This is a genomic window from Geodermatophilus sp. SYSU D00697, from assembly GCF_054050175.1.
On the sequence record NZ_JBJGYV010000019.1, the window covers coordinates 45,222 to 67,842 of the forward strand.

The 22,621-nt window shown below is 74.0% G+C and carries 23 protein-coding genes and 1 pseudogene; 10 read left to right on the forward strand and 14 right to left on the reverse strand.

Translation table 11 applies throughout. The features are described 5' to 3' along the window. Window positions 1–136: 136 nt before the first annotated feature. The 5 genes from ACI79C_RS16820 to ACI79C_RS16840 all read left to right on the forward strand — a co-directional run bounded on the left by ACI79C_RS16820 (window position 137) and on the right by ACI79C_RS16840 (window position 5,703). The gene (locus ACI79C_RS16820; protein WP_456946815.1) at window positions 137–1,345 is read left to right on the forward strand and encodes an alpha-hydroxy acid oxidase; all 1,209 of its coding nucleotides are present in this window, start codon (window positions 137–139) and stop codon (window positions 1,343–1,345) included. A gap of 129 nt (window positions 1,346–1,474) precedes the next feature. Continuing rightward, on the forward strand, window positions 1,475–2,878 hold the full coding sequence (locus ACI79C_RS16825; RefSeq protein ID WP_456946816.1) for an Nramp family divalent metal transporter: 1,404 nt from the start codon (window positions 1,475–1,477) through the stop codon (window positions 2,876–2,878). Beyond that, on the forward strand, window positions 2,871–3,854 hold the full coding sequence (locus tag ACI79C_RS16830) for a sugar kinase (RefSeq protein ID WP_456946817.1): 984 nt from the start codon (window positions 2,871–2,873) through the stop codon (window positions 3,852–3,854). The genes ACI79C_RS16825 and ACI79C_RS16830 overlap by 8 nt, the downstream gene beginning before the upstream one ends. A gap of 2 nt (window positions 3,855–3,856) precedes the next feature. Next, window positions 3,857–4,738, forward strand: coding sequence for a dihydrodipicolinate synthase family protein (locus tag ACI79C_RS16835; RefSeq protein ID WP_456946818.1), 882 nt, complete (start codon window positions 3,857–3,859; stop codon window positions 4,736–4,738). Between the two features lie 11 nt (window positions 4,739–4,749). Continuing rightward, window positions 4,750–5,703, forward strand: coding sequence for a C-terminal binding protein (locus tag ACI79C_RS16840; RefSeq protein ID WP_456946819.1), 954 nt, complete (start codon window positions 4,750–4,752; stop codon window positions 5,701–5,703). Between the two features lie 34 nt (window positions 5,704–5,737). Here the strand turns inward: ACI79C_RS16840 and ACI79C_RS16845 are convergent. The 3 genes and pseudogenes from ACI79C_RS16845 to ACI79C_RS16855 form a co-directional block, all read right to left on the reverse strand. Beyond that, window positions 5,738–5,932, reverse strand: a pseudogene (locus ACI79C_RS16845) (DUF6506 family protein); the annotation flags it as partial. A gap of 27 nt (window positions 5,933–5,959) precedes the next feature. After that, entirely contained in the window at window positions 5,960–6,361 is a 402-nt protein-coding gene (locus ACI79C_RS16850) for an SgcJ/EcaC family oxidoreductase (protein ID WP_456946820.1), read from the reverse strand. 54 nt (window positions 6,362–6,415) lie between these two features. Further along, window positions 6,416–7,108, reverse strand: a complete 693-nt coding sequence (locus tag ACI79C_RS16855; RefSeq protein WP_456946821.1) for a cysteine hydrolase family protein — start codon at window positions 7,106–7,108, stop codon at window positions 6,416–6,418. A gap of 263 nt (window positions 7,109–7,371) precedes the next feature. Between ACI79C_RS16855 and ACI79C_RS16860 the strand changes: the two genes are divergently transcribed. Next, window positions 7,372–8,232 (forward strand): fumarylacetoacetate hydrolase family protein, encoded by an 861-nt coding sequence (locus ACI79C_RS16860; RefSeq protein WP_456946822.1) that lies wholly within the window; start codon window positions 7,372–7,374, stop codon window positions 8,230–8,232. A 40-nt stretch (window positions 8,233–8,272) separates the two neighbouring features. Then, on the forward strand, window positions 8,273–9,874 hold the full coding sequence (locus tag ACI79C_RS16865) for a Na+/H+ antiporter NhaC family protein (protein ID WP_456946823.1): 1,602 nt from the start codon (window positions 8,273–8,275) through the stop codon (window positions 9,872–9,874). Here the strand turns inward: ACI79C_RS16865 and ACI79C_RS16870 are convergent. Next, window positions 9,864–10,190 (reverse strand): WhiB family transcriptional regulator, encoded by a 327-nt coding sequence (locus ACI79C_RS16870; protein WP_456946824.1) that lies wholly within the window; start codon window positions 10,188–10,190, stop codon window positions 9,864–9,866. The genes ACI79C_RS16865 and ACI79C_RS16870 overlap by 11 nt on opposite strands. A 283-nt stretch (window positions 10,191–10,473) precedes the next feature. Here ACI79C_RS16870 and ACI79C_RS16875 point away from each other — a divergent pair, with 283 nt between their 5' ends. After that, entirely contained in the window at window positions 10,474–10,668 is a 195-nt protein-coding gene (locus ACI79C_RS16875; protein ID WP_456946825.1) for a hypothetical protein, read from the forward strand. Between the two features lie 18 nt (window positions 10,669–10,686). On the opposite strand, the gene ACI79C_RS16880 is transcribed toward ACI79C_RS16875, so the two are convergent. The 3 genes from ACI79C_RS16880 to ACI79C_RS16890 all read right to left on the reverse strand — a co-directional run bounded on the left by ACI79C_RS16880 (window position 10,687) and on the right by ACI79C_RS16890 (window position 13,810). Further along, a complete protein-coding gene (locus ACI79C_RS16880) occupies window positions 10,687–11,196 on the reverse strand; it encodes a phosphohydrolase (protein WP_456946826.1) in 510 nt (169 codons plus the stop codon). A gap of 112 nt (window positions 11,197–11,308) precedes the next feature. Beyond that, window positions 11,309–12,913, reverse strand: coding sequence for an AMP-binding protein (locus ACI79C_RS16885; protein WP_456946827.1), 1,605 nt, complete (start codon window positions 12,911–12,913; stop codon window positions 11,309–11,311). A 129-nt stretch (window positions 12,914–13,042) separates the two neighbouring features. Beyond that, complete coding sequence (locus ACI79C_RS16890; RefSeq protein WP_456946828.1) at window positions 13,043–13,810, reverse strand: dihydrodipicolinate synthase family protein; 768 nt, start codon at window positions 13,808–13,810, stop codon at window positions 13,043–13,045. Window positions 13,811–13,906: 96 nt separating this feature from the next. Here ACI79C_RS16890 and ACI79C_RS16895 point away from each other — a divergent pair, with 96 nt between their 5' ends. Continuing rightward, a complete protein-coding gene (locus ACI79C_RS16895) occupies window positions 13,907–14,539 on the forward strand; it encodes a polysaccharide deacetylase family protein (protein ID WP_456946829.1) in 633 nt (210 codons plus the stop codon). 40 nt (window positions 14,540–14,579) lie between these two features. On the opposite strand, the gene ACI79C_RS16900 is transcribed toward ACI79C_RS16895, so the two are convergent. The 5 genes from ACI79C_RS16900 to ACI79C_RS16920 are packed head-to-tail and all read right to left on the reverse strand — an operon-like array spanning window position 14,580 to window position 19,806. Then, a complete protein-coding gene (locus tag ACI79C_RS16900; protein ID WP_456946830.1) occupies window positions 14,580–15,344 on the reverse strand; it encodes an enoyl-CoA hydratase/isomerase family protein in 765 nt (254 codons plus the stop codon). Next, complete coding sequence (locus ACI79C_RS16905) at window positions 15,341–15,859, reverse strand: nuclear transport factor 2 family protein (RefSeq protein WP_456946831.1); 519 nt, start codon at window positions 15,857–15,859, stop codon at window positions 15,341–15,343. Before ACI79C_RS16905 ends, ACI79C_RS16900 begins: the two co-directional genes overlap by 4 nt. A gap of 43 nt (window positions 15,860–15,902) precedes the next feature. Then, the gene (locus ACI79C_RS16910) at window positions 15,903–16,499 is read right to left on the reverse strand and encodes a (2Fe-2S)-binding protein (RefSeq protein ID WP_456946832.1); all 597 of its coding nucleotides are present in this window, start codon (window positions 16,497–16,499) and stop codon (window positions 15,903–15,905) included. Then, window positions 16,496–17,329: an FAD binding domain-containing protein gene (locus tag ACI79C_RS16915; protein ID WP_456946833.1), complete on the reverse strand. Its 834-nt coding sequence runs from the start codon at window positions 17,327–17,329 to the stop codon at window positions 16,496–16,498. Before ACI79C_RS16915 ends, ACI79C_RS16910 begins: the two co-directional genes overlap by 4 nt. Then, entirely contained in the window at window positions 17,326–19,806 is a 2,481-nt protein-coding gene (locus ACI79C_RS16920) for a xanthine dehydrogenase family protein molybdopterin-binding subunit (RefSeq protein WP_456946834.1), read from the reverse strand. Before ACI79C_RS16920 ends, ACI79C_RS16915 begins: the two co-directional genes overlap by 4 nt. A gap of 205 nt (window positions 19,807–20,011) precedes the next feature. Between ACI79C_RS16920 and ACI79C_RS16925 the strand changes: the two genes are divergently transcribed. Beyond that, window positions 20,012–20,608, forward strand: coding sequence for a TetR/AcrR family transcriptional regulator (locus tag ACI79C_RS16925; protein WP_456946835.1), 597 nt, complete (start codon window positions 20,012–20,014; stop codon window positions 20,606–20,608). Window positions 20,609–20,650: 42 nt separating this feature from the next. On the opposite strand, the gene ACI79C_RS16930 is transcribed toward ACI79C_RS16925, so the two are convergent. Continuing rightward, on the reverse strand, window positions 20,651–21,643 hold the full coding sequence (locus tag ACI79C_RS16930; RefSeq protein ID WP_456946836.1) for a cyclase family protein: 993 nt from the start codon (window positions 21,641–21,643) through the stop codon (window positions 20,651–20,653). Further along, a complete protein-coding gene (locus ACI79C_RS16935; RefSeq protein ID WP_456946837.1) occupies window positions 21,636–22,535 on the reverse strand; it encodes a fumarylacetoacetate hydrolase family protein in 900 nt (299 codons plus the stop codon). The genes ACI79C_RS16930 and ACI79C_RS16935 overlap by 8 nt, the downstream gene beginning before the upstream one ends. Window positions 22,536–22,621: the final 86 nt, after the last annotated feature.

A 22,621-nucleotide genomic window follows, 5' to 3' on the forward strand; every position in this document is an offset into this window, starting at 1 on the left:
ACGCTGGACGCGGCCGCGACCCGGCCGGTCGTCACCGCCAGGAGCTACGGAGGCGAGGGACATGGGAGGCCAGGCGCCGCTCGAGCCCGTCTCGACCGCTCGGCAGGTGCCCCGGTGGTCCGAACTCCGCGAGGTCGTGCAGTTCCGCAGGCCGCGCCTGGGCCGCACCGCCCGCCGCCTCGAGCACTGCCTCACCGTCCGCGACCTGCGCGCGGCCGCCCGGCGGACGACGCCCCGCGCGGTGTTCGACTACGTGGACGGCGCGGCCGAGGAGGAGATCACCGCCGCCCGCAACGTCGCGGCCTACCGGCGGGTCACGTTCCGCCCCGACGCCCTGCGCTCGGTCGCCGACCCCGATCCGAGCGTGGAGCTGTTCGGGTCGCGCATCGCGATGCCGCTGGCCTTCGCGCCGACCGGCTACACCCGGATGATGCACCACCACGGGGAGGCGGCCGTGGCGGGCGTGGCGGCGCACGTCGGCGTCCCGTACGCCCTGTCGACGGTCGGCTCGACCTCGATCGAGGACGTGCGGGCCGCCGCGCCGGGCGGTGACCTGTGGTTCCAGCTGTACTTCACCGCCGACCGGGAGGTCAACGCGGGCCTGCTGGCGCGGGCCGAGGCGGCGGGCTACTCGACGCTCCTGCTCACCGTCGACACCACGGTCTCCGGGATGCGGCTGCGGGACGTGGTCAACGGCCTCACCATCCCGCCGACGCTGACGGCCCGGACCTTCCTCAACATGTCCCGGTTCCCGGTGTGGTGGTTCAACAAGCTCACCACCGGCGGGCTGGCCTTCGCCTCCCTCGCCGAGGTCCCGGGCAACCCCACCCCGGGCGAGGTCGCGAGCATGGTGTTCGACCCGGGCCTGGACCTCACGTCCCTGGACTGGGTCCGGGAGCGCTGGCGGGGCAACCTGCTGGTCAAGGGCGTGACGACGCCGGCGTCGGCCCGCGAGATCATGGAGCGCGGGGCCGACGGCGTGGTCGTCTCCAACCACGGTGGCCGCCAGCTGGACCGCTCGGCCGCGACGCTGGACGTGCTGCCCGACGTCCGCGCGGCCGTCGGGGAGCGGGCCACGGTGCTCATCGACGGCGGCGTCCTCCACGGCCAGGACGTCGTCGCGGCCCGGGCACTGGGTGCCGACGCCGTGATGATCGGTCGGGCCTACCTCTACGGGCTCATGGCCGGCGGCCGCGACGGCGTCCTGCGCGCCTACCAGATCCTCGCCGAGGAGTACCTGCGCTGCATGCAGCTGCTCGGGGTGCGGCGCAGCGCGGACCTCTCCGAGCGGCACGTCGCCTTCACGCCGCACGGCACGGGGGACTACCCGGACGTCTCGGTCTGAGCACGGCCCGCACCCCCGGGTTGCCGCCGGGACGCGAACGTGCAGGAATGGTCCCGCCCAGGAAGTGACGCAGCTCACAAGGGGGCCGCGATGGTCACGACCCGTCCGGGAGGCCGACCCTCCTCGGTGGTGGACCTGTTCCCGACCAAGCACCTGGCCGCACCGGCCGTGCGGGACATGCCGGAGCCGCCGGCGAGCTTCCGGCACGTCATCGGCCCGGGGATCATCGCCGCCGGCGTCGGGATGGCCAGCGGCGAGTTCATCCTCTACCCCTACATCGCCTCCCAGGTCGGCCTGGTCTTCGTCTGGGCGGCCTTCGTGGGACTGGCCACCCAGTACTTCCTCAACATGGAGATCGAGCGGTACACCCTCGCGACGGGGGAGACCGCGCTCACCGGCTTCAGCCGGTACTGGCGGCACTGGGGCCTGGTGTTCGCGATCATGGCCTACTTCGCCAACATCTGGCCGGGGTGGGCGACGAGCTCGGCGACGCTGGTCACCTACCTCGTGGGCGGCAGCGTGGTGCCGATCGCGATCGGCTTCCTGCTGCTCATCGGGATCATCCTCACCATGGCGCCGGTGGTCTACCAGGCCCTCGAGAAGATCGAGATGGTCAAGGTGGCGGCCGTGCTGCTGCTCATCGTCGTCGCCTCGATCGCCGCGATCGGTGCCTCGACCTGGGCGGACGTGCCGCAGATCGTCACCGAGGCCGGGCTGCCCGCCGAGGAGCTCGGGTTCGCGCTGCTGCTGGGGGCGCTGGCGTTCGCCGGGGCCGGCGGCGGGCAGAACCTGTGCCAGAGCAACTGGATCCGCGACAAGCGCTTCGGCATGGGCGCCTACGTCCCGCGGATCGTCAGCCCGGTGACCGGGCACCCGGAGGCCGCGCCCTCCACCGGTTTCGTGTTCGAGCCGACCCCCGAGAACCTCGGCCGGTGGCGCCGGTGGTGGAAGTTCGCCAACACCGAGCAGCTCACGACCTTCGTGGCGATCAGCTTCCTCACCATCCTGTTCACCTCGCTGCTGGCCTACGCGACCGTGTTCGGCCAGGAGGGGCTGGCCAGCGACATCTCGTTCCTGGAGGCGGAGGGCGAGGCGCTCAACGCGACCGTCGGCGGCTGGTTCGGCACCTTCTTCTGGATCATCGGCGCGTTCTCGCTGTTCGCCGCCGCGCTGGGCATCGTCGACTACACCAGCCGGCTCGGCGCCGACGTCCTCAAGACCGCGTACCTGCGCAACGCGAACGAGAGCAAGATCTACTTCGCGCTGGTGTGGGGCCTGGTCGCGATCGGCGTCATCGTGCTGCTGTCAGGGCTGTCGCAGCCGCTGGTCCTGCTGGTGATCTCCGCGGTGACCGGCGGGCTGATGATGTTCATCTACTCGGCGCTCCTGCTGCTGGTCAACCGGCGGACGCTGCCCAAGCAGATCCGTCCGGGCGCCGTCCGGATCGCCGCGCTGGTCTGGGCCTTCCTGCTCTTCGGCTTCCTGTCGCTGCTGACCTTCAACGAGCAGCTGGGCAAGCTCTTCGGTGGGTGAGCCCGCGGAGGTGACGGCGACGGGAGGGGACGCCGCCCCGCGGGTGGTCACCGCGGGCGAGACGATGGTCCTCGTCGTCCCCACCGCTCCCGGCCGGCTGCGGCACGCCGGCGCGGTGACGCTGTCCATCGGGGGCGCGGAGAGCAACGTCGCCATCGGGCTGGCGCGGCTCGGCGTCCCGGCCAGCTGGGTGAGCGCCCTCGGCGAGGACGAGCTCGGCGAGCTGGTCCTGCACCGGGTGCGCGCCGAGGGGGTGGACACCAGCGCCGTGCGGCGGGACCCGGACCGCCCCACCGGCCTCTACCTGCGCGAGGAGGTCGCCGGCGCGCTGCGGGTGTACTACTACCGGCGCGGGTCGGCCGCCTCGACGCTGGCGCCGGGCGCCTTCGACCCGGCCGTCCTCGACGGCGCCGCCTTCCTGCACCTCACCGGGATCACCGGGGCGCTGTCGCCGGAGGCGGCCGAGTTCCTGGCGTGGGCGGCGCGGACGGCCAAGGGGGCCGGCGTCCGCGTGAGCTACGACGTCAACTACCGCAGCCGGCTGTGGGAGCCGGCGGCCGCCCGCGCCGCCACCGAGGCGCTGCTGCCGCACGTCGACGTCCTGCTCGTCGGCGACGAGGAGGCCCGCGCCCTGTGGGGGTGGGACGACGAGACCTGCCTGCAGCGCCTCGCCGACGCCGGCCCCGGCGAGGTCGTGCTCAAGCTCGGCGCCCGCGGCTGCGCGGCGACGGTGGACGGCGAGCGGCTGACCGCCCCCGGCTTCCCCGCGCGCCAGGTCGACCCGATCGGGGCGGGGGACGCGTTCGCCGCCGGGTACCTCGCCGCGACCCTGTGGGACCTCGACCCGGTCGAGCGCCTGCGGACGGCGAACGCGATGGGCGCCTTCTGCGTGCAGAACCTCGGCGACTACGAGGGCCTGCCCAGCCGCCCCGAGCTGACCGCGTTCCTCGACCGGACCGTCGACCTCGGGAGGTGACGATGACCAGCGACCCGGCCGAGCTGCTCGAGGGCGTCTACGTGGCCAACGTGACGCCGTTCCGCGACGACGAGCGCTGCTCCATCGACGTCGACTCCTACGTCGGGCACGTCCGGTGGCTCGCCGACCAGGGGGTCACCGGCGTCATCCCGTTCGGGACCAACGGTGAGGGCCCCTCCATCGCGACCGGGGAGAAGCGCGCCGTGCTCGAGGCGCTGCTCCCCGCGGCGGGCGCGCTGCACGTCGTCCCCACGGTCGCGGAGGGCAACCTGCCCGACACCCTCGACCTGCTCGAGTTCCTCCAGGACCTGCCGGTGCGGGCGGTCCTGGTGCTGCCGCCGTACTTCTTCAAGCCGGTGTCGGCCGAGGGGCTGCGGCTGTTCTACGAGCGCGTCCTGGCCGCCACCCGCCACCCGGTGGTCGTCTACCACATCCCGAAGTACGCAGTCCCCGTCCCGGCCGACCTGGTGACCGGCCTGCCGGTGTGGGGGGTCAAGGACTCGGGGGGCGAGGCCGGCTACGCGCAGGCCGTCGCCGGGGCGGGGAAGGGGGTGCTGGTCGGCACGGAGGACGACCTGCCGGCCCGCCTGCGCACCGCCACCGGGTCGATCTCCGCGCTGGCCAACATCGTCCCCGAGCAGGTCGTCGCGCTCTACCGGCACGTCCGCAGCGGGCGCGCCGCCGAGGCGGCGTCCCTGTCCGCGCACCTGCAGCAGGTGCGCGCGATGACCAAGACGCACGCCAGCCCGGGCGTGCTCAAGCGCGTCGCCGAGGCGCGGCACGGGCACCCGATGGGCACCGTGCGCCCGCCACTGGTCCCGGTGCCGGCGTCGTTCGACGCCGCGGGCGCCGCAGGGCGCGCCGCCGCGGTCCCCGTCGGCTGAGGCGGCGCGGGGTGCGCGTCCTGGTCACCGACGCCGACTACGGGGACTCCGACATCGAGTCCGACGTCCTCGCCGCGGCCGGACACGAGCTGCGCACCGCGCAGTGCCGGACCGCGGCCGACGTCGTCGCCGCCGCCGGGGACGCCGACGCCGTCCTCGTCCAGTACGCCCCGATCACCGCGGAGGTGCTGGCGGCGCTGCCCCGGCTGCGGCTGGTGAGCCGCTTCGGCGTGGGGGTCGACGTCGTGGACACCGACGCCGCCCGCACCCGCGGGGTCTGGGTGTGCAACGTGCCCGACTACGGCACCGCCGAGGTCGCGCTGCACGCGGTCGCGATGCTGCTGGCGCTCCTGCGCGACCTCGCCGGGCACGACCGGGAGGTGCGCGCGGGACGGTGGGACCACCGGCTCGGTGGGACGCTGCGGCGTCCCGGCGGGCTGACCCTCGGGGTGGTCGGCCTCGGCCGGATCGGCCGGATGACGATGGAGCGGGCGGCGCCCTGGTTCGGCGCCTGCGTGGGCTACGACCCCCACCTCCCGGACGACGTGTGGCCGCCCGGGGTCGAGCGGGTCGGGCTGGAGGAGCTGTTCACCCGGAGCTCCGCGGTGACGCTGCACCTGCCGCTGACTGCCGGGTCCTCCGGCCTCGTGGGGGCCGACCTGCTGCGCCGGATGCCGCCCGGCTCCTACCTGGTCAACACCGCGCGCGGCGGGCTCGTCGACGTCGACGCGGTGCTCGCCGCGCTGGCGGACGGCCGGCTCGCCGGCGTCGCCCTCGACGTGCTGCCCGAGGAGCCGCCGCCCGCCGGCCACCCGCTGCTCACCCACCCGCGCGCCCTGCTCTCCCCGCACGTCGCGTGGTACTCGGAGGAGGCCGAGGTGGAGCTGCGGCGCAAGGCGGCCGGGAACGTCGTCGACTGGGCGCGGACCGGACGGCCGACGTACCCCGTCGTCGAGGGCCGATGACGTCGGGCCGTCGGGCCGGGACCCGGCCCGCCCGTCAGTGCGGCGGACCGGCGGCGGAGCGCTCGCTGTAGGACGCCGCGCCGCCCACCGAGTCGACCGCGGAGGTCACGTGGCCGACCGGGACCCGGCCCGCCACGGCGGCGGTCGCGGCGAGACCGAACCCACCGCACAGCGTGAGCTCGACCCCCTCGTCGACGAGGGCTCGTGCCACCTCGGGCGGCCACCGCCGCGTCCGGACGGCGACTGGTCGGGGTGGTCACCGGTGGACGAGCGTGTTCTGGCGGGCCAGCACCTGCCAGCGCCCGTCGCGCCGGACGAAGACGTACAGCGCGGTCATGGCGTGTCCGGCGTCGAGGGGGCGGCCGTCGGCGTCCGTCGCCCGGGCGTGCTTCTGCAGCACGGCGACGTCCGGTGCCGGGAAGGCGACGCGGACGACGTCGTAGCGCGCGTACTGCTCCCGCAGCGGCCCGCTCAGACCGCGCCGGTGGGCCTCGAGCAGGGCCTCGCGCCCATCCGCCTCACTCCCGGCGACGGTGACCGTCCAGGCCTCGGGGAGGAAGTGCGCCACCGACAGCTCCGGGTCCTTGGTGTTGGACCCGCGTTCGATGTCCGCGATGACAGCTGCCAACTGGTCCGTGTCCGCGTCCCGGTCTCCCATGACCCCTCCGATCGCTCGCCTCGTCCCAGCGTCGGAGGTCGAGCGCACTCGAGGTCAAGCGCCCCGCTCCGGCGGGGACGGCGACAGCGCCGCGAGGCCGGCCAGGCGGCTGACGACGTCGGAGCTCGGCGCGTGGACGACCCCCATGAGCGCGGCCTCCTCCAGGTGGGAGGGTCGGATGCCGGAGACGGCGTCGGAGGCGATGAGCACGCGGTAGTCCCGCGCGCTGGCGCCGTAGACCGTCGCCCGCGGGCAGTTCGGGTAGTTGCACCCCGCGAGGACCACGGTGGTGACGCCCAGCCCGCGCAGGTGGTCGTCGAGCGGCGTGCGGTGGAAGGCGTCCCAGCGGGGCTTCCACACCGCCCACTCGCCGTCCGCGAGGGCCTGCACCGCACCGGCGCGCAGTTGGTCCGGGTCGAGCGGCGCCGCGCCCGCGGGCTGCAGCTCCGGCACGATCTGGGACCCCGCCGAGCCGGGGCGCACCACCGGCGCCCCGGACGCGATCAGCGTGCGCCGGACCAGGTCGACGTCCTGTCCCTCGTACAGCCGCACGACGTGCACGACCGGGCGTCCGGCGTCCCGGTAGGCACGCAGCAGCGCGGCGATCCCGGGGACCACCTCGCTGGTCCCCGGTATCGGGCTGGCGCCCCCGTCGACGAAGTCGACCTGCGTGTCGATGACCACCAGTGCGGAGCGGTCGAGCTCAGGCGTGATGTGCGGGTCGAGGTCCTCCGGCCAGGCGCCCATGCGTGCTCCCTCCAGGTCGTGCGGTGGCGCGGTGCGGCGTCCGTGCCGCCACTGTGGCGCAGCGACCGCCCGACGTCACGGGACCGCGCGCCGTCCCGGCTCCGCGTCGTGGCGCGTCCGGGTGGTGCGGCCCCGGCGGTCGTGGTGCTCCCTTGACGTTCAGGAACGCATCCGTCCACGATGCGCGGCGTGACGCACATCACTCCACGGGCTCGTTGCCGGACCGGTGCACGCACCGCCGATGGGACGCCGGGGGGTGCCCGGTGAGGCTCGTGTCCTTCGCCGGCGAGGACGGGGTGCGCCTGGGGGTCGAGACCGCGGCGGGCGTGGTCGACGTCCGCACGGCCGCTCCCGACGCCCCGGCCACGGCGCGGGCGCTCATCGCGGCCGGCCCCGGGGCGCTGCAGGACCTGCGGCAGGCCGTGGGGTCCGCGACCGACGCCGTGCCGATCGAGCAGCTCCGGCTGGCCGCGGCCGTCCCGGACCCCGGGAAGATCATCTGCGTCGGCCTCAACTACTCGAAGCACGCCGCGGAGGGCGGGCAGCCGGTCCCCGAGCGGCCGATCTACTTCGCCAAGTTCCAGAACAGCCTGGCCGGCTCCGGGGAGGAGGTCGTCATCCCGGCGGCGACGACCAGGGCCGACTACGAGGTCGAGCTGGTCGCCGTCATCGGGCGGCGGGCCCGGAAGCTGTCCCCGGAGCAGGCGCTGGACGCCGTCTTCGGTTACGCCACCGGCAACGACCTGTCCGCCCGCGAGCTGCAGATGCGCAGCAGCCAGTGGACCTACGGCAAGGCCATCGACGGCTTCGCGCCCCTGGGCCCCTACCTCGTCACCGCCGACGAGGTCCCCGACCCCCAGGCGCTGGACCTGCAGTGCTGGGTCAACGGGGAGCTGCGGCAGAGCTCGAACACCCGGGACATGGTGTTCTCCGTCGCCGACCTGGTCAGCGACCTGTCCCAGGTCATGACCCTGGAGCCCGGGGACGTCATCTACACCGGCACCCCGGAGGGCGTGGTCATGGGCATGGCCGACCCCGTCTGGCTGCAGCCGGGCGACGAGGTGGTCTGCGAGGTCCAGGGCCTGGGACGCCTGGTGACCCGCCTGGTGGCCGACCCGCCCTGACCGACCTCCGCCCGCACCACCCCACCGCCGAGGAGCGCTCGTGGAACCGTCGCTGCTGTCCCTGCTGCCACCCCTGGTCACGATCGTCCTGGCCATCACCACCCGGCGGATCCTGGTCTCGCTGGGCGTCGGCATCGTCCTGGGCGCGCTGCTGTTCGCCCAGTGGGACGTCGGGACCGCCGCGGACCTGGTGCTGGACACGGCCGGCGGGCTCGTCGTCGCCGACGGGGAGGTGGCCGAGGAGGTCTACATCCTCGCCGTCGTCGTGCTGCTGGGCGTCCTCACGTCGTTCATCTACGTCTCCGGCGGCCTGCTGGCCTTCGCCTCCTGGGCGGTCACCAAGGTCCGGACGCGGGCGCAGGCGGCCTTCGTGCCCGTCGTCATCGGCTTCGTGATCTTCTTCGACGACGCGTTCAGCAGCCTGGTCGGGGGCACGGTCAGCCGCTCCATCACCGACCAGCACCGGATCTCGCGCGCCAAGCTGTCCTACCTGGTCGACTCCACCGCGGCGCCGGTGATCGTCCTGGTGCCGATCTCGGGCTGGGCCGCCTTCATCGCCGCCACGATGACCGGCATCCTCGACGAGAACGGCGTCACGGACATGAACGGCTACGAGGCGTTCCTCCGGACCATCCCGGCGATGCTGTACCCGATCACCGCCCTGCTGCTGGTCATCGCCGTCGCCTGGCTCACCATCGACCTGGGGCCGATGCGGCGGCACGAGCGGGCCGCGATCGAGCGGGGCGTGCTGTTCGACGACAGCCGGGGAGCCGTGCCCGGGGAGACCGACCGGAACCTGCCGACCCGGGGCGACGGGCGGATCGGGGACCTGCTCTGGCCGGTGGCCACGCTGCTGGGGGTCACCGTCGTCGGCGCGGTCTGGCTGGGGATCGCCGGGGCAGAGGGCTCGTTGAGCCCGATGGACATCCTCACCAACACCGACGTGATCCTCGCGCTCTTCTACGGGACGATCGCCGCCACGCTGGTCTCGGCGGCGATCCTCGTGGCGCGCCGGACGCCGGGCGGCCTGCTGGGCCGGGCGGCCTGGGCCGGTGTCCGGTCGATGCTCATGGCCGCGGCGGTGCTCTTCCTGGCCTGGATGACCGCGGAGATCATCTCCGAGCTCGGCATCGGCGAGTACCTGGCCGGGGTGGTCGACGAGGCGCTGCCGCTGGCCCTGCTGCCCGTCGTCCTGTTCGTCCTGGCGAGCTTCATCTCGTTCTCGATGGGGAGCACCTTCGGCACCTTCGGCCTGCTGCTGCCGATCGCCGGTCAGATCGCCGTGGCCCTCGACCCGGGCCTGCTGATCCCGGTGTTCGGGGCGGTCCTGGCCGGCGCGATCTTCGGGGACCACACCTCACCGCTGTCGGACACGACCATCCTGTCCTCGATCGGATCGGGCGTGCACCTCATCGACCACGTCAACACCCAGCTGCCCTACGCCCTGGTCGCTGCCGGCGCCTCGGCGGTGGGCTTCGTGGTCTCCGGGCTGACGGAGAGCACCGGCCTCGGGCTCCTGGCGGCCGTGCTGGCCCTCGCCGGGGCGATCGTCCTGCTGCGTGCCCGGTCCTCCGGCGTCGTGGCGAGTCCGGCGCCCGTCGAGGGCACCGGGTCCGCGCCCGGGAACGACCTCAGGCGCTGAGCGGGACGCGGCGCTGCAGGCGCAGGCGACGCCGCTCCCGCTCGGAGAGGCCGCCCCAGATGCCGAACCGCTCGTCGTTGGCGAGCGCGAACTCCAGGCACTGCGACCGGACGGGGCAGCCGGCGCACACCCGCTTGGCCTCGCGGGTGGACCCGCCCTTCTCCGGGAAGAACGCCTCCGGGTCGGTCTCGGCGCAGAGCGCGTCCAGCCGCCACGACTCGTCACCGGCCGGGACGGCAGCGGCCCAGGGCTGCGCCGGCGGCTCGGCGGGGACCGTGGGCGCGAGGGTCAGGTACGGACGCGGGGAAGACGACACGGGGAGCTCCTCAGGGAGTCGGGAAGATGCATGCCGGCGTGACGAACCGGTACGCCCTGATTTCGTTCCGTAACGCTACGGTCCCGGTGCGCCGCGGGGCACTGGCACAACGTGGAGGACATCGGTCCGCAGGCTTGGCGGGATCTGCCGGACTCGCCGGGTCGCCGCCCCACCCCCGTCCGGGGCGCGTGCCCGCGATGCCGTCCGGCGGATCCGGGGAGATGATCGAGGCGCCGTCGGTGAGCACCGCCGGCGCGCCCGAGGGACGTACGGAGGCGCGGCCATGGCGCGCAGCGACTTCCACGTGGCGCTGGCCAATGCACTGGCGCTGGCCCTGCCGCCCGAGGTGCCGGAGGAGTACGACATCGAGGCGGTGGTCGACCAGTGCATCGCCCTGCTCGAGCGGAGGGGCTGGCAGTTCACCCGGAGTCCGTCGGCGGGCTCGAGCCGCGGGCCGGGTCGGCGACCGTCGGCGTGAGGGCGGACCGGCCCGCCGTCAGGCGAGGATGCGGCGGCCGTGGAGGCGGTCGGCGGCCTCGGCGGCCAGCAGGATCCGGCGAGCCGGGCGGTAGCGGCCCTCGCGCAGGCTGCGGGCCTTGTCCGGATCCGTCCGGGCCAGCTCCGCGTTGGCGGCGAGGTTGCGCTTGTTGTGGGCCAGCTCCACCAGGCGGCCGAGCGGATGGGCGGCGGCGCGGTGGATCAGTCCGGCGATGTACGGCTCGCCGGGGCGCCGGGTGACCGCGTCGATCGCCTCGACGACCACCTCCGGGACGCCGAGGGAGCGCAGCCGGTCGAGGTCGTACCGGCGGTCCGGGTCGGGGTTGTCGCGGGTGTCCTCGACGATGTCGTGCAGCGCGCCGGCCATCTCCGCGTGCGGGCCGTACGGGCGCAGCGCCTCGGCGATCGGCTGCAGGTGCGCGAGGTAGTGGTCGCGGCCGTGCTGGTCCACCTGCCCCTCGTGCGCCCGCAGTGCCAGCAGGTGAGCATCGGGAACGGTGAAACCCACGGACCCGAGGTTAGGCGTCGTCGCCGGACGCCGACGTCAGGACGGCACCGTCGCGGCGGCTGTCTCCGGCGGCGGCTCCCGCCGGATCGGTGACCGCGCGTGCCGCGCACCCTCAGGCCGGCTCGGGGTGCCGATCCGGCGTGAACTCCTCCCGCAGCCGGTACTTCTGGATCTTCCCGGAACCGGTCAGGGGGAACCGGTCGACGAACCGCCAGTACCGCGGCGTCTTGTGGGGTGCCAGGCGCTCGCGGCAGTGGGCCACGAGCTCGACCTCCGTGGGCCGGGAGGCCGGCGCCGGCCGGATGAACGCGGCGACCTGCTCGCCCCAGACCGGGTCCGGGACGCCGACGACGGCCACCTCGGCCACCCCGGGGTGGACGAACAGCACGTCCTCGATCTCGCGGGGGTAGATGTTCTCGCCCCCGCGGATGATCATCTCCTTGAGCCGGCCGGCGATCCGGCAGTAGCCGCGCTCGTCCATGGACGCCAGGTCGCCGGTGTGCAGCCACCCGTCGGCGTCGATCGTCGCCGCGGTCTGCTCGGGCGCGTCGAAGTAGCCGGTCATCACGGAGTAGCCACGGGTGCACAGCTCGCCGACCGTGCCCGGGGCGACGGTGGTGCCGTCCGCCGGGTCGACGATCGCCACCTCGGTCGCCGGCAGCGGGCGCCCCAGGGTCTCCGCCCGGTCGGCGGGGTCGTCGTCGGCCCGCGTCATCGTGATGCCGGGGGAGGCCTCGGTCTGCGCGTAGATGATGTGCATCGGCACTCCGAGGGCCTGCTCGACGCGGCGGACCAGCGGTGGGGGCACGGGCGCCCCGCCGGAGAGGGCCCAGCGCACCGACGTGGTGTCGGTGCGGGGGAAGTCCGGGTGCGCCAGCAACGCGAGGAGCATCGTGGGGACGCCGGCGAAGCCGACGCTGCGCTCCTGCTCGACCAGCTGCAGGTGCAGGCCGGGGTCGAAGGACGGCAGCAGCACCTGCGTGCCCAGGCTCGCGATCGACGAGAGCGTGGCCAGCACACACCCCGCGGTGTGGAACAGCGGCATGGCGTTGACCGCCGCCTCGCCGGGCCGCAGGCCCAGCACCTCGACGTAGGCCAGCCGCGCGTTGTTGGTGATGCCGCGGTGGTGCAGCACCGCACCCTTGGGCAGTCCGGTGGTGCCGGAGGTGTACTGGATCTGCGCCGGTGCGTCCGGGGACACGGCCGGCAGCGTCTCGGTCGGCGTCCCGGACGCGCAGAACCGGTCCCAGTCGTCGAACAGGACGCTCTCCCGCAGCTCGGGCAGGTCCGGCCGCAGCGCCTCGAGGGTGTCGGCCATCGGGTTGCCGCGGAACTCGCGGAGCGAGAAGACGCCGGAGGTGCGGGACTGGCGCAGCACGTGGCGCACCTCGTCGGCGCGCAGCGCGGGGTTCACCGTCACCAGGGTCAGGCCGGCCAGGGCCGCGGCCATCTCCAGGACGACCCACTCGGGGACGTTGTTGGCCCAGACCGCGACCCGCTCGCCCGGGGTGAAGCGGCCCAGCAGCGCACGCGCCGCCCGTTCGGAGCCGGCGAGGAGCTCGCCGTAGGACCACCGGCGGCGATCCGGACCGGTCACCCCCTCGACCAGCGCCGTGGTGTCCGGTGCCCGCTCGGCGGCGCTCCGCAGCAGGTCGCCGACCGTCTGCTCCTGCACCGCCTCGGTGCGCTCGGCAGGCCAGTACGCCCTCGTCAGCATGCGTGCCCCCTCGGTCCGGCCCCGTTACGCCCATGGTCGGGCGGAGGCGCCCCGGCCTCCACGGCCCTTGGGCCCGGGGACGGACCCGGCGGGGCTCAGGTGCCGTCGGGGCTCAGGTGCCGACGGTGCTCAGGTGCCGACGCGGGTCACCGGGGAGACCCCGAAGCGCTCGGCCACCATCCGCTTGATCCCGGCCGGGAAGTCGGCCGTCGCGGCGCGGTGCGCGGCGGTGAGTTGGACCTGGGCGCCGCCGTCCCCCGCGAACGCGGCGACGCACGGTTCGGGCGCGGCGTTGGCCAGCGCCAGCAGCGCGCCCGCGACGCCGATCGCCCCGCACATGGTCAGCAGCGCGGCGGAGCCGGTGTAGAGGTCGCCGTCGAAGACCTCGACCTCCTCCAGCAACCGCTCTGCGTCGCCGGAGGAGTCCTTGAGACCGGAGACCGGCAGGTCGGGCAGCAGGTGCACCGGTACCCCGGGGCTGGACGCGAGCGGGAAGTGGTAGGCCAGCAGCGGCCGTCCCGCCGCGGTCTTCGCGATCCGCTCGAAGTACGCGCGCGGGTCGGCCACCCCCGGGGGAGACAGCGCCAGCGCGGCGTCGGCACCCGCGTCGAAGGCCTGCTCGGTCAGCGCGGCGGCGCGGGCCCCGGTCGGCGCTCCGGTGCCGGCGATCACCGGCACGTCCGCGGGCACCGCCGCGCGCACGGCGCCGACGAGGGTGCTGCGCTCGTCGGGGGTGAGCGTGGACGCCTCGCCGGTGGTCCCGGCCACCAGGACGGCCCGGACGCCGGCGTCGACCAGCCGGGCGGCCAGGTCGGCGGTCGCCGGGGCGTCCAGGTCGCCCGCGTCGTCGAAGAGGGTGACCAGCGCGACGCCGACACCGGTGAAGGAGGCAGACATGGGGCCATCCTGCTCGGCCGACCGCCGGCGCGACAACGGTCGCCGCGCCCCGACGTCTCCGGGCGGGTCGCCGACGCCGGTGTGCCACAGTGCCGCATGAGGCGCTGGCTGGTGTCCCTCGTCGGTCCCGTGCTGCTGGTGCTGCCCGCTGCGCCGGCAGCGGCGGCGGAGCAGGCGTGTGCGGCCGGGGAGGTCCGCCTGACCTTCGACGACGGGCCCAGCCGCAGCGCCACCCCGCTCATCCTGGACACCCTCGCGGCCCGTGGTGTGACGGCGACGTTCTTCGTCGTCGGTGCGATGGCCGCGGCCAGCCCCGGCATCGTGCGCCGCGCCAGCGACGAGGGCCACCAGATCGGCAACCACTCCTGGAGCCACCCCGACCTCACGACGCTGGACCAGGAGCAGGTGGAGACGCAGTTCCGGCGGACCGACGACGCGATCGAGGAGGCGACCGGGGTCCCTCCCACGCAGTGGCGCCCGCCCTACGGGGCCACGAACGCCGCCGTCGCCGCCACGGCCCGGGACGTCGGTCTGACCTCGATGGTGCTGTGGACCGTGGACCCGATCGACTGGTCCGACCCCCCCGCGACGACGATCCGGGACCGCGTGCTGCAGGCCGTGCGGCCCGACGGCATCGTGCTCCTGCACGACGGCTCCGGCGCGAACACCGCCGAGGCCCTCCCGCTGATCCTCGACGGGCTGGCCGAGGAGGGGTACTGCGTCCGGTGACCGCCGGGCCGCAGGGGTCGTCGCGGTGGCACCGGCGCCGTCACCCCCAGCGGGGCGGGCGCTTCTCGGCGAAGGCCGTGCGGCCCTCGACGTGGTCGGGGTGTGCCGCGGCGTCGCCCTGGTGGCGGGCCTCCATCGCCAGGGCCGCCGCGAAGGAGAGCTCGCCGACCGCGCGGAACTGCCGCTTGGTGAGCGCCAGGGCCCGCGCCGGACCGGAGGCGAGCTCCCGGCCCAGGTCTTGGGCCCGCTCGGCGAGCCGGTCGGCGGGGACGACCTCGTCGATCAGGCCGAGTTCGAGGGCCTCGGCCGCGAGGACCGCGCGGCCGGTCGCGGCCAACCGGAACGCCCGGGTGTAGCCGAGTTCGCGCACCAGGTACCACGAGGCGGCGGTGTCGGGGACCAACCCCACCTTCGCGAAGGCACACGAGAACGAGGCCGTCACGGCCGCCAGCCGCAGGTCGCAGGCGAGGGCGAGGCCGAGGCCCGCGCCGACGGCCGGGCCGTTGACCGCGGCGACCACCGGCTGGGCCATGTCCGCGATGGTCTGCGCGATCGGGTTGTAGGAGCCGGCCACCGTCTCGTCGGCGTGCTCGAGCTCCTCGACCGCGGCGAGGTCTTGGCCGACGCAGAAGGCCCGTCCGGCACCGGTGAGCACCACGGCGCGCACGCCGGCGTCCGCCGCGACGTCCCGGAGGGCGCCGACCAAGTCCCAGCGCGTGTCACGCGCCAGCGCGTTGAGCCGGTCGGGGCGGTTGAGGGTGATCGTCGCGACCGTGCCGTCCTGGGTGACCTCGACGGCGCTCACCGGGTGCCGCCCGGACCGTGGGTCGCGGCGTCGGGGTGGACGGTGCTGCGCTCGGCACCGGGCACCGAGTAACCCCGCTCCGGATAGGGGAAGCCGTCGAGCTCGGTGGTCTCCGGCCGCAGCTGGTAGTAGGAGCGGATCTCGCGGATCAGCCCGTCCTCGCACGTGAACCACTCGGCCCCCCGGGTGGCCACCCGCTCGGGTGCCCCCTCGGGTGACCACCACATCGTCCACTCGATGACCGCCTGATCCGGGGTCGCGCAGATGCTGTCGACCACCCACCGCGCCTCCAGCATCCCGGTGACCCGGCGCCAGTAGCGGGCCAGGTGCTCGGCCCCCTCCACGGCCGTCGACCCGGTGTTGGGCGCGAGGAACCAGTGGACGACGCGGGGGTGGAGGGTCCCCAGGATCAGGTCGACGTCGCCGTCGCTGCAGCCGTCGTAGTAACGGCTGATGAGCGTGGTCCAGGCGGCGGTCGGGTCGGCCGCCGTCCGGGGGTCGGCCAGGTCGGCCATGCGGTGTCCTCTCAGGCGTCGGGGCGGGAGCCGGCCGCGGACGTCAGTGGTGCAGCGTGCAGGCGTCGGCCGGTCGCGGTCCAGCGGACTGCGCGGCGGGTCGGCCGGCCGTGCCGTGGGCCCGACGGCGCTGCGCGGCGTCGAGCGCGGCCTTGACCAGGTTGACGTAGCCGGTGCAGCGGCACAGGTTGCCGACCAGGGCATCACGGACGTCCTGCTCGCTCGGGTCGTCCTCGGCGTCGAGCAGGTCCCGCGTGGCGAACAGGTGACCGGGGAGGCAGAAGCCGCACTGGAAGGCGTCGTTGTCCCAGAAGGCCTGCTGGATCTCGTCCAGCCCGCCGTCGGGTCCGCCGACGCCTTCGATCGTTGTGAGCTCGGCTCCGTCGGCCGAGGCGGCCAGCACCAGGCACGACTTCGTGATCTCGCCGTCGACCTGCAGCGTGCAGGCGCCGCAGTCGCCGTTGTAGCAGCCGATCTTCGTGCCGATCAGGCCGAGCTGGCCGCGGACAACCTCGACGAGGAGCTGGCGGTCGTCGATCCGTACCCGCCTGCGCCGTCCGTTGACGGTCAGGGAGATCGTGCGGCCGGGGACGTCCTCGACGTCCTCGGGGAGGGGGGACGGGGTCTGGTCGACGGTCATGCGGGCACTCCCTCGAGTTCGGAGACGGCACGGGCGGCGACGGCGCTCGCGATGCGGGCCCGGTAGTCACCGGGTGCGAGGACGTCGGTCCACGGTGAGGTGACCGCGCCGCGGACGCGGTCGGCCAGCGCCGCCCGGTCCACGGGGCCGTCGGTGACCAGCTCGGACACGTCCACGTGCAGAGGGGTCGCTTGCACGCTGCCGAGGGTCACGGTCATCGAGCCGTCGGACCGGCGGGCGGTCGCGGTCGCGATCGGCCAGCTGCCGGAGCTGTGCTTCACCTTGGCGTAGCCGGTCGCGGCGGCCGTGCGCGGGACGGTGATGGCCCGCAGGAACTCACCGGTGCCCAGGGTGGTGGTGAACGCGTCGACGTAGAAGTCCGACGCCCGGACCTCTCGTTCACCGTCCGGCCCGCACAACCGGAACGTGGCGTCGACCCCGACCAGTGCGGCCGGAGCGTCCGACCCCGGCATCGCGAAGCAGGCGGAGCCCGCCAGGGTGCCGGTGTTGCGGATCTGCCGACCACCGGTCACGCCGCGTGCGACCCGCCGCAGGTGGGGAGCGGCCTGATCGAGGTCGGCGGACCGGAGGACGTCGGCGTAGGTTACGAGTGCCTCGAGGACGACCTGCTCGTCGGTCACCTCGATGCGGCGCAAGCCGAGCCCGCGGAGGTCGACCACGTGGCCGACGTGCACCTGGTCGCGGTTCATCTGGGGCAGCAGCTGGGTGCCGCCGCCCAGCACGGCGACGTCTCCGGCGTGCGCCACCAGCAGGGCGCTGACCTCCTCCGGCGTGGTGGACCGGTGGTAGCGCAGTGCTGTCCGGATCACCGGGCGCCTCCGCGGGTGCTGGCCGCGTCGAGGGCGGCGAGGACGTGAGGGGGGTTCAGCGGCAGTCGGTGGGCCGTCGCCCCCAGCGGGCGCAGCGCGTCGTTGACGGCGTTGACGCAGGCGGCCAGGCCGCCGCCGACGCCGCTCTCGCCGGCGCCCTTCGTGCCGAGCAGGGTGAAGGGGCTCGGCGTGTGCTGGGAGTCCAGCCGAAACGTGGGCAGGTCGCCGGCGCGGGGGGTCAGGTAGTGCTTGAACTGGGTGGCGACCGGCTGCCCGTCGTCGGTGTAGGGCTGGTGCTCCCAGAGGGCCCCGCCGATGCCCATGCTGATGGCCCCGTAGAGCTGGCCCTCGACGAAGCGCGGACTGACGACGTTGCCGCAGTCGTCCACGGCGTGGAACTCGAGCAGGTCCACGACGCCGGTCTCGGGATCGACGTCCACGACGGCCACGTGCGCGGAGTAGGGGAAGCTCGGGTACGCGCTGAACCGTCCCTGGTCGTCGGGTGCGTGGTGGAAGTTGTGTGGCAGGTCCACGCGGGTGACCTCGAGCAGCGGCTGGTCCAGGCCCGGCGCGGCGAGGCCCCGGCGGTACACCGTCTCGGCCACCTCCGCGAAGGCCAGGTCCGCCGTCCGATCGCTCGCGGAGGTGACCCTGCCGTCGGCGAAGCGCAGGTCGTCGGCGGGACGGTCGAGGAGGGCGGCCGCGGCGTCGGCCATCCGGCTGCGGATCTCCCTGGCGGCCAGGACGGCGGCAGCGCCGCCCGTGGCCAGGCTTCGGCTGGTGAAGTTGCCGAACCCGTACGGGCAGGTGTCGGTGTCGCCCTGGACGACGCTCACCTGTTCGCTGGGGATGCCGAGCTCCGCGGCCACCAGGTGCGCGATGCTCGTCTCGTTGCCGGTCCCGGGGCTCGTCACGCCGGTCAGGACGGTGACCGCGCCACTGGGGTACACCCGGACCGTCGAGGTGTCGAACCCGCGGACGAAGCTCCCCGCGAAGTCGCCGCCCTCGGGTGTGAGCTCGAAGGCCAGGCCGATGCCGAACAGCCGACCTCCGGCACGCGCCTGCTCCTGACGAGCGCGCAGGCCCGGGTAGTCGGACAGCGCCAGCACCTTGTCCAGGGCGCCGGCGTAGTTGCCGCTGTCGAGGTGCTTCGCGGCGGTCCAGAAGGGGAACTCGTCCTCGGGGATGAAGTTGACCCGCCGCACCCGCGCCGGGTCGAGTCCCCGCTCGGCGGCGATCAGGTCGACCATGCGCTCCAGCGCGAGGCAGGCGGTCTCCTTGCCGTAGCCCCGGGCTCCGTTCCAGGGGGCCTTGTTGGTGACGACCGCGTGCGACCGGATGTCGTAGTCGGCGACCTTGTACGGCCCCGGGAAGGTCATCCCGGCCGGGAACGTCATGCTCCAGCCGCCCCAGGTGCCCAGGGCGCCGATGTTGCCGACGACGCGGTCCTGGATCCCGAGGATCCGTCCGGTGTCGTCGTAGCCGACGGTGAACCGGTGCGAGAACTCGCGCGCCCCCACGAGCAGGGCGTCCGCGCGGGTCTCGACCCACTTGACCGGGCCACCGGCGGCGCGTGCCAGCAGGCAGACCAGGGGCTCCTCCGGGTAGCCGTTGAACTTGTGGCCGAAGCCGCCGCCCAGGCGGGTGGCGATCACCCGGATGCGGTCCTCCGGCAGCCCCAGGACGGTGGAGAGGTTCGTGCGCAGGGGGTACGGGTTCTGCGTCGACCCCCAGAAGGTCAACTTGCCGGCCCGGTCCCAGCTGGCGATGTAGCCGCGGGTCTCCATGGGGGCGGTGTGGTGGCGCTGGGTCTGCAGTTCGCCGGAGAGCCGGTGAGGGGCGGCCGCGATGGCCGCCGCCGCGTCCCCCTCCGCGAACGGGAAGACCGCGAGGACGTTGTCGCCCCACTCCTCGAAGACCAGCGGCGCGCCTGGGGCCATCGCGTCCTCGGCGTCGACGACGGCAGGCAGGACCTCGTACTCGACGTCGATGAGCGCCAGGGCGGCTTCGGCGTCGGCGAGCGTCTCTGCTGCCACGGCGGCGACCGCCTCGCCGACGTAGGTCACCTTCTCGCCGGCCAGCACCCGGAACGTGCTGGTCTTGCCGCCCACGATCGACGGCTCGAAGAAGGCCGGCAGGGGAGCGGCCTGGGCGTTGGCGTCCGCGGGGGTGAGCACGGCCCGCACGCCGCGGGCCTGCTGGGCCGCGGTCGCGTCCACGCGCAGGACCCGGGCATGGGGGTGCGGGCTGCGCAGCACGGCCGCGTGCAGCAGGCCGGGCAGTGCGATGTCGTCGAGGAACTCCGCCCGACCGGTCAGCAGCAGGTCGCCGTCCCGGCGCAGGGGGTGGGCCCGGCCGGGGGAGGGCTCGCGGTCGACGGCGTGGTCGGCGTCGGCCTCCGGCGTGACGGCGAAGGGTGGCGGCGTGGTGACCTCGCCGTCGTCATGGGGGCGGGGACGAGGGGGCGACTGGGTCACGGGCTGGTCCTTCCCGGCACGCCGATGTGCCAGCGAGGGTTCTACCTTCCGGCCGGTAGGTGAGTGTTGTGGTGCGCCTCACGCCCTGTCAAGGAGGCCTGAGCCCACCCGCGGAGGGGACGCCTGGCTACCGGCCGGTTGGTAGGTTCGGCCGCTGACGGCGACCGCCGTCGCAGCGCGCACCGGCAAGGAGCGGGGACCTGACATGGCCGACCGGACCGACGGGGTCTCGCGTCGAGCGCAGATCATCGACGTGGCCGCCCGGCTCTTCGAGCAGCGCGGCTACCACGAGACCAGCATGGAGGTGCTCGCCCAGGAGGTGGGCATCCGGAAGGCGTCGCTGTACTACTACTTCTCCAACAAGGACCTCATCCTCGTGGAGATCCACGAGGAGATGATCGACCACCTGCTGGTCCGGGCCCGGGAGCGGGCCGGTTCGCCGGTGGAGCGGCTCGACGGCATCGTCTTCGACCTGGTCAGCCTGATGGAGCTCTACCCCGGCCGGCTGCGGATCTTCTTCGAGCACTACCGAGAGCTGCCCGCGGAGCAGCGTCGCGGGATCACGGTGAAGCGGGACGAGTACCAGGGGCTGCTCCTGGCGACCCTGCGGGACGGCGTCGCCGACGGGAGCTTCGTCATCGAGGACGTCGAGGTCGCCGCGCTGGCGATCCTCGGGATGTGCAACTGGACCTACCAGTGGCTGCGACCGGGCGGTGCGCTGAGTGCCCGTCAGGTGGCCGACCGGTTCCTGACGCTCGTGCTCCAGGGGATCCGTGCGCCCTCGACCGTGCCCGGTCGGTAGTCCGGCCGCGCGCCACGGGGGAGAGCCGTCGGCACGGAGGCGTCAGCGGACGGCCAGGGCGCTCACGGGGGAGCCGATGCCGCCGGTGAGCGGCAGCGGGTCGGCGCAGAAGAAGAAGTCGGAGTGACCGTCGCGCGCGCAGGCCCGTGCGATCGCCTCCAGATCGAAGATCTCGCCGATCGCCAGCCCCATGTGGGTCAGGCCGACGATGTGGAAGGGCTGGAAGAAGCCGATCTCGTTCGGCCGGACCTCGACCCCCCAGGTGTCGGTGGCCACGGCGGCGACCTCCCGCTCGTGCAGCCAGGGCAGGGTGTGCAGCGACAGCCCGGGGGCGTCCCCACCCCGGCCGTAGTCGCCCCAGTCCTTGCGGCGGTGCTCCAGGAAGCCGCTGCGGACCACGAGCGCGTCGCCGGTGCGCACCTCCACCCGCTGGCGCGCGCAGGCGGCCTCCAGGTGCTCGACGGTGATCGGGGTGCCCTCCGCGAGGTGGTCGACCCCCAGCAGGCGCGGGATGTCCAGCAGGACGCCGCGGGTGACCAGCCGGCCGTGGTAGTTCTCGATGCCGTTGTGCCGGGCCCCGTGGCTGTCCACCTCGGCTGCCGAGCGGCCGTTGTACATGTGCCCGTCGAAGAAGACGTGGGCCAGGGAGTCCCACTGCGTGCCGACCTGCGTCGGGGTGACCAGGTAGTCGTCGGCGTAGCCCATGCCGCGGGCCGGCCCCCAGGACCCGGGCAGGGGGTCCTGTCGCCCGGCCAGGTAGTCGGTCCCCGTGGCCAGCGGGAACAGCTGCGGGTTGTTGCGTCCGATCCCGCCGATCTGGGGGCCCGCGGAGTCGTAGGGGAGGGTCATCGACACCACCTCGCCGGTGCGGATGCACTCCCGGGCGGCGAGGACCTCCTGGGGACCGATGTGGTTGAGCGTGCCTCGCTGGTCGTCGGGCCCCCAGCGGCCCCAGTTGCTCAGTCGGTCGATCATCGCCCGCAGCAGGACCTCATCGGCGTCGCCGCCGGCCGTTCCCTCCGCGGCCTCAGCCACGGCGCGCGCCGATCGTGTTGCGCAGGACGCCGATGCCCTCGGCCTCCAGTTCCACGACGTCGCCGGGCTGCAGCCAGGGGAAGGCCTCGCCGCCGTGCAGGCCGGCCAGCTCCATGATGCAACCGGTGGCCGCCGTCCCGGAGCCCAGGACGTCACCCGGCCGCAGTCGGGACGCCGTCGAGGCGTGCGCGATCAACCGGGCGAAGGAGTGCTGCATGTTCCCGAGGTCGTCCCCGCCGTACTCGCGGCCGTTCACGCGGGCCCGCACCCGGCCGCGGGGCGCGCCCGGTACGCCCCCGAACTCGTCCGGCGTGGCCAGGCAGGGGCCGAGGGCGTGCGCGAAGTCCTTGCACTTGCTCGGCCCCAGCCCCAGGGCCATCTCGACCCGCTGCACGTCTCGGGCCGAGAAGTCGTTGAACAGGGTGTAGCCCGCGATCAGGTCGGGCGCCTCCTCGACCGACACGTCGCTGCCGCCCCGCCCCAGCACGACGGCGACCTCGAGCTCGTAGTCGAGGCACGCGGTCTCCGGGCGGGGGATCTCGGAGTCCGGTCCGTGCACCACCGCGGGGTTGGTGAAGTAGAACACCGGTGTGCGGTACCACTCGGCCGGGATGTCGGCGGCCCCGGTCTGGCCGAGGAGGAAGTTCGCGTAGTGGTCCTCGAAGGTGAGGAAGTCGCGGATGCTGGCCGGCTGTGCCAGCGGCGACAGGAGGGTCACCTCCTCGACCGGCAACGCGGGCCCGGTCTCGTCGGGCCGCTGCCGGCTCATCGCGATCTCGAGCAGCCGCGCGTCGCCATCGTGGTCGGCCGGGGCCACGGCGACGACGGTGCCGCCTGACAGGACGCCGATGGAGGGTGGACCCTCCGCAGTGGTGAACCGAACCAGGCGCACTGCCCTCTCCTTCGGTCGACCGGTCTGCCGGCCCGACCGTAGCGCCCCTACCGTCCGGACGGTAGACGAGCGCACGGGTGCACGTG

Excerpts from the sequence above, each read along its gene's own strand:
- ACI79C_RS16850 (WP_456946820.1), bottom strand. The coding sequence starts at position 6,361 with ATGGGAGACCGGGACGCGGACACGGACCAGTTGGCAGCTGTCATCGCG.
- ACI79C_RS16835 (WP_456946818.1), top strand. The coding sequence starts at position 3,857 with ATGACCAGCGACCCGGCCGAGCTGCTCGAGGGCGTCTACGTGGCCAAC.
- ACI79C_RS16890 (WP_456946828.1), bottom strand. The coding sequence starts at position 13,810 with ATGTCTGCCTCCTTCACCGGTGTCGGCGTCGCGCTGGTCACCCTCTTC.
- ACI79C_RS16885 (WP_456946827.1), bottom strand. The coding sequence starts at position 12,913 with ATGCTGACGAGGGCGTACTGGCCTGCCGAGCGCACCGAGGCGGTGCAG.
- ACI79C_RS16875 (WP_456946825.1), top strand. The coding sequence starts at position 10,474 with ATGGCGCGCAGCGACTTCCACGTGGCGCTGGCCAATGCACTGGCGCTG.
- ACI79C_RS16925 (WP_456946835.1), top strand. The coding sequence starts at position 20,012 with ATGGCCGACCGGACCGACGGGGTCTCGCGTCGAGCGCAGATCATCGAC.
- ACI79C_RS16895 (WP_456946829.1), top strand. The coding sequence starts at position 13,907 with ATGAGGCGCTGGCTGGTGTCCCTCGTCGGTCCCGTGCTGCTGGTGCTG.
- ACI79C_RS16855 (WP_456946821.1), bottom strand. The coding sequence starts at position 7,108 with ATGGGCGCCTGGCCGGAGGACCTCGACCCGCACATCACGCCTGAGCTC.
- ACI79C_RS16910 (WP_456946832.1), bottom strand. The coding sequence starts at position 16,499 with ATGACCGTCGACCAGACCCCGTCCCCCCTCCCCGAGGACGTCGAGGAC.
- ACI79C_RS16905 (WP_456946831.1), bottom strand. The coding sequence starts at position 15,859 with ATGGCCGACCTGGCCGACCCCCGGACGGCGGCCGACCCGACCGCCGCC.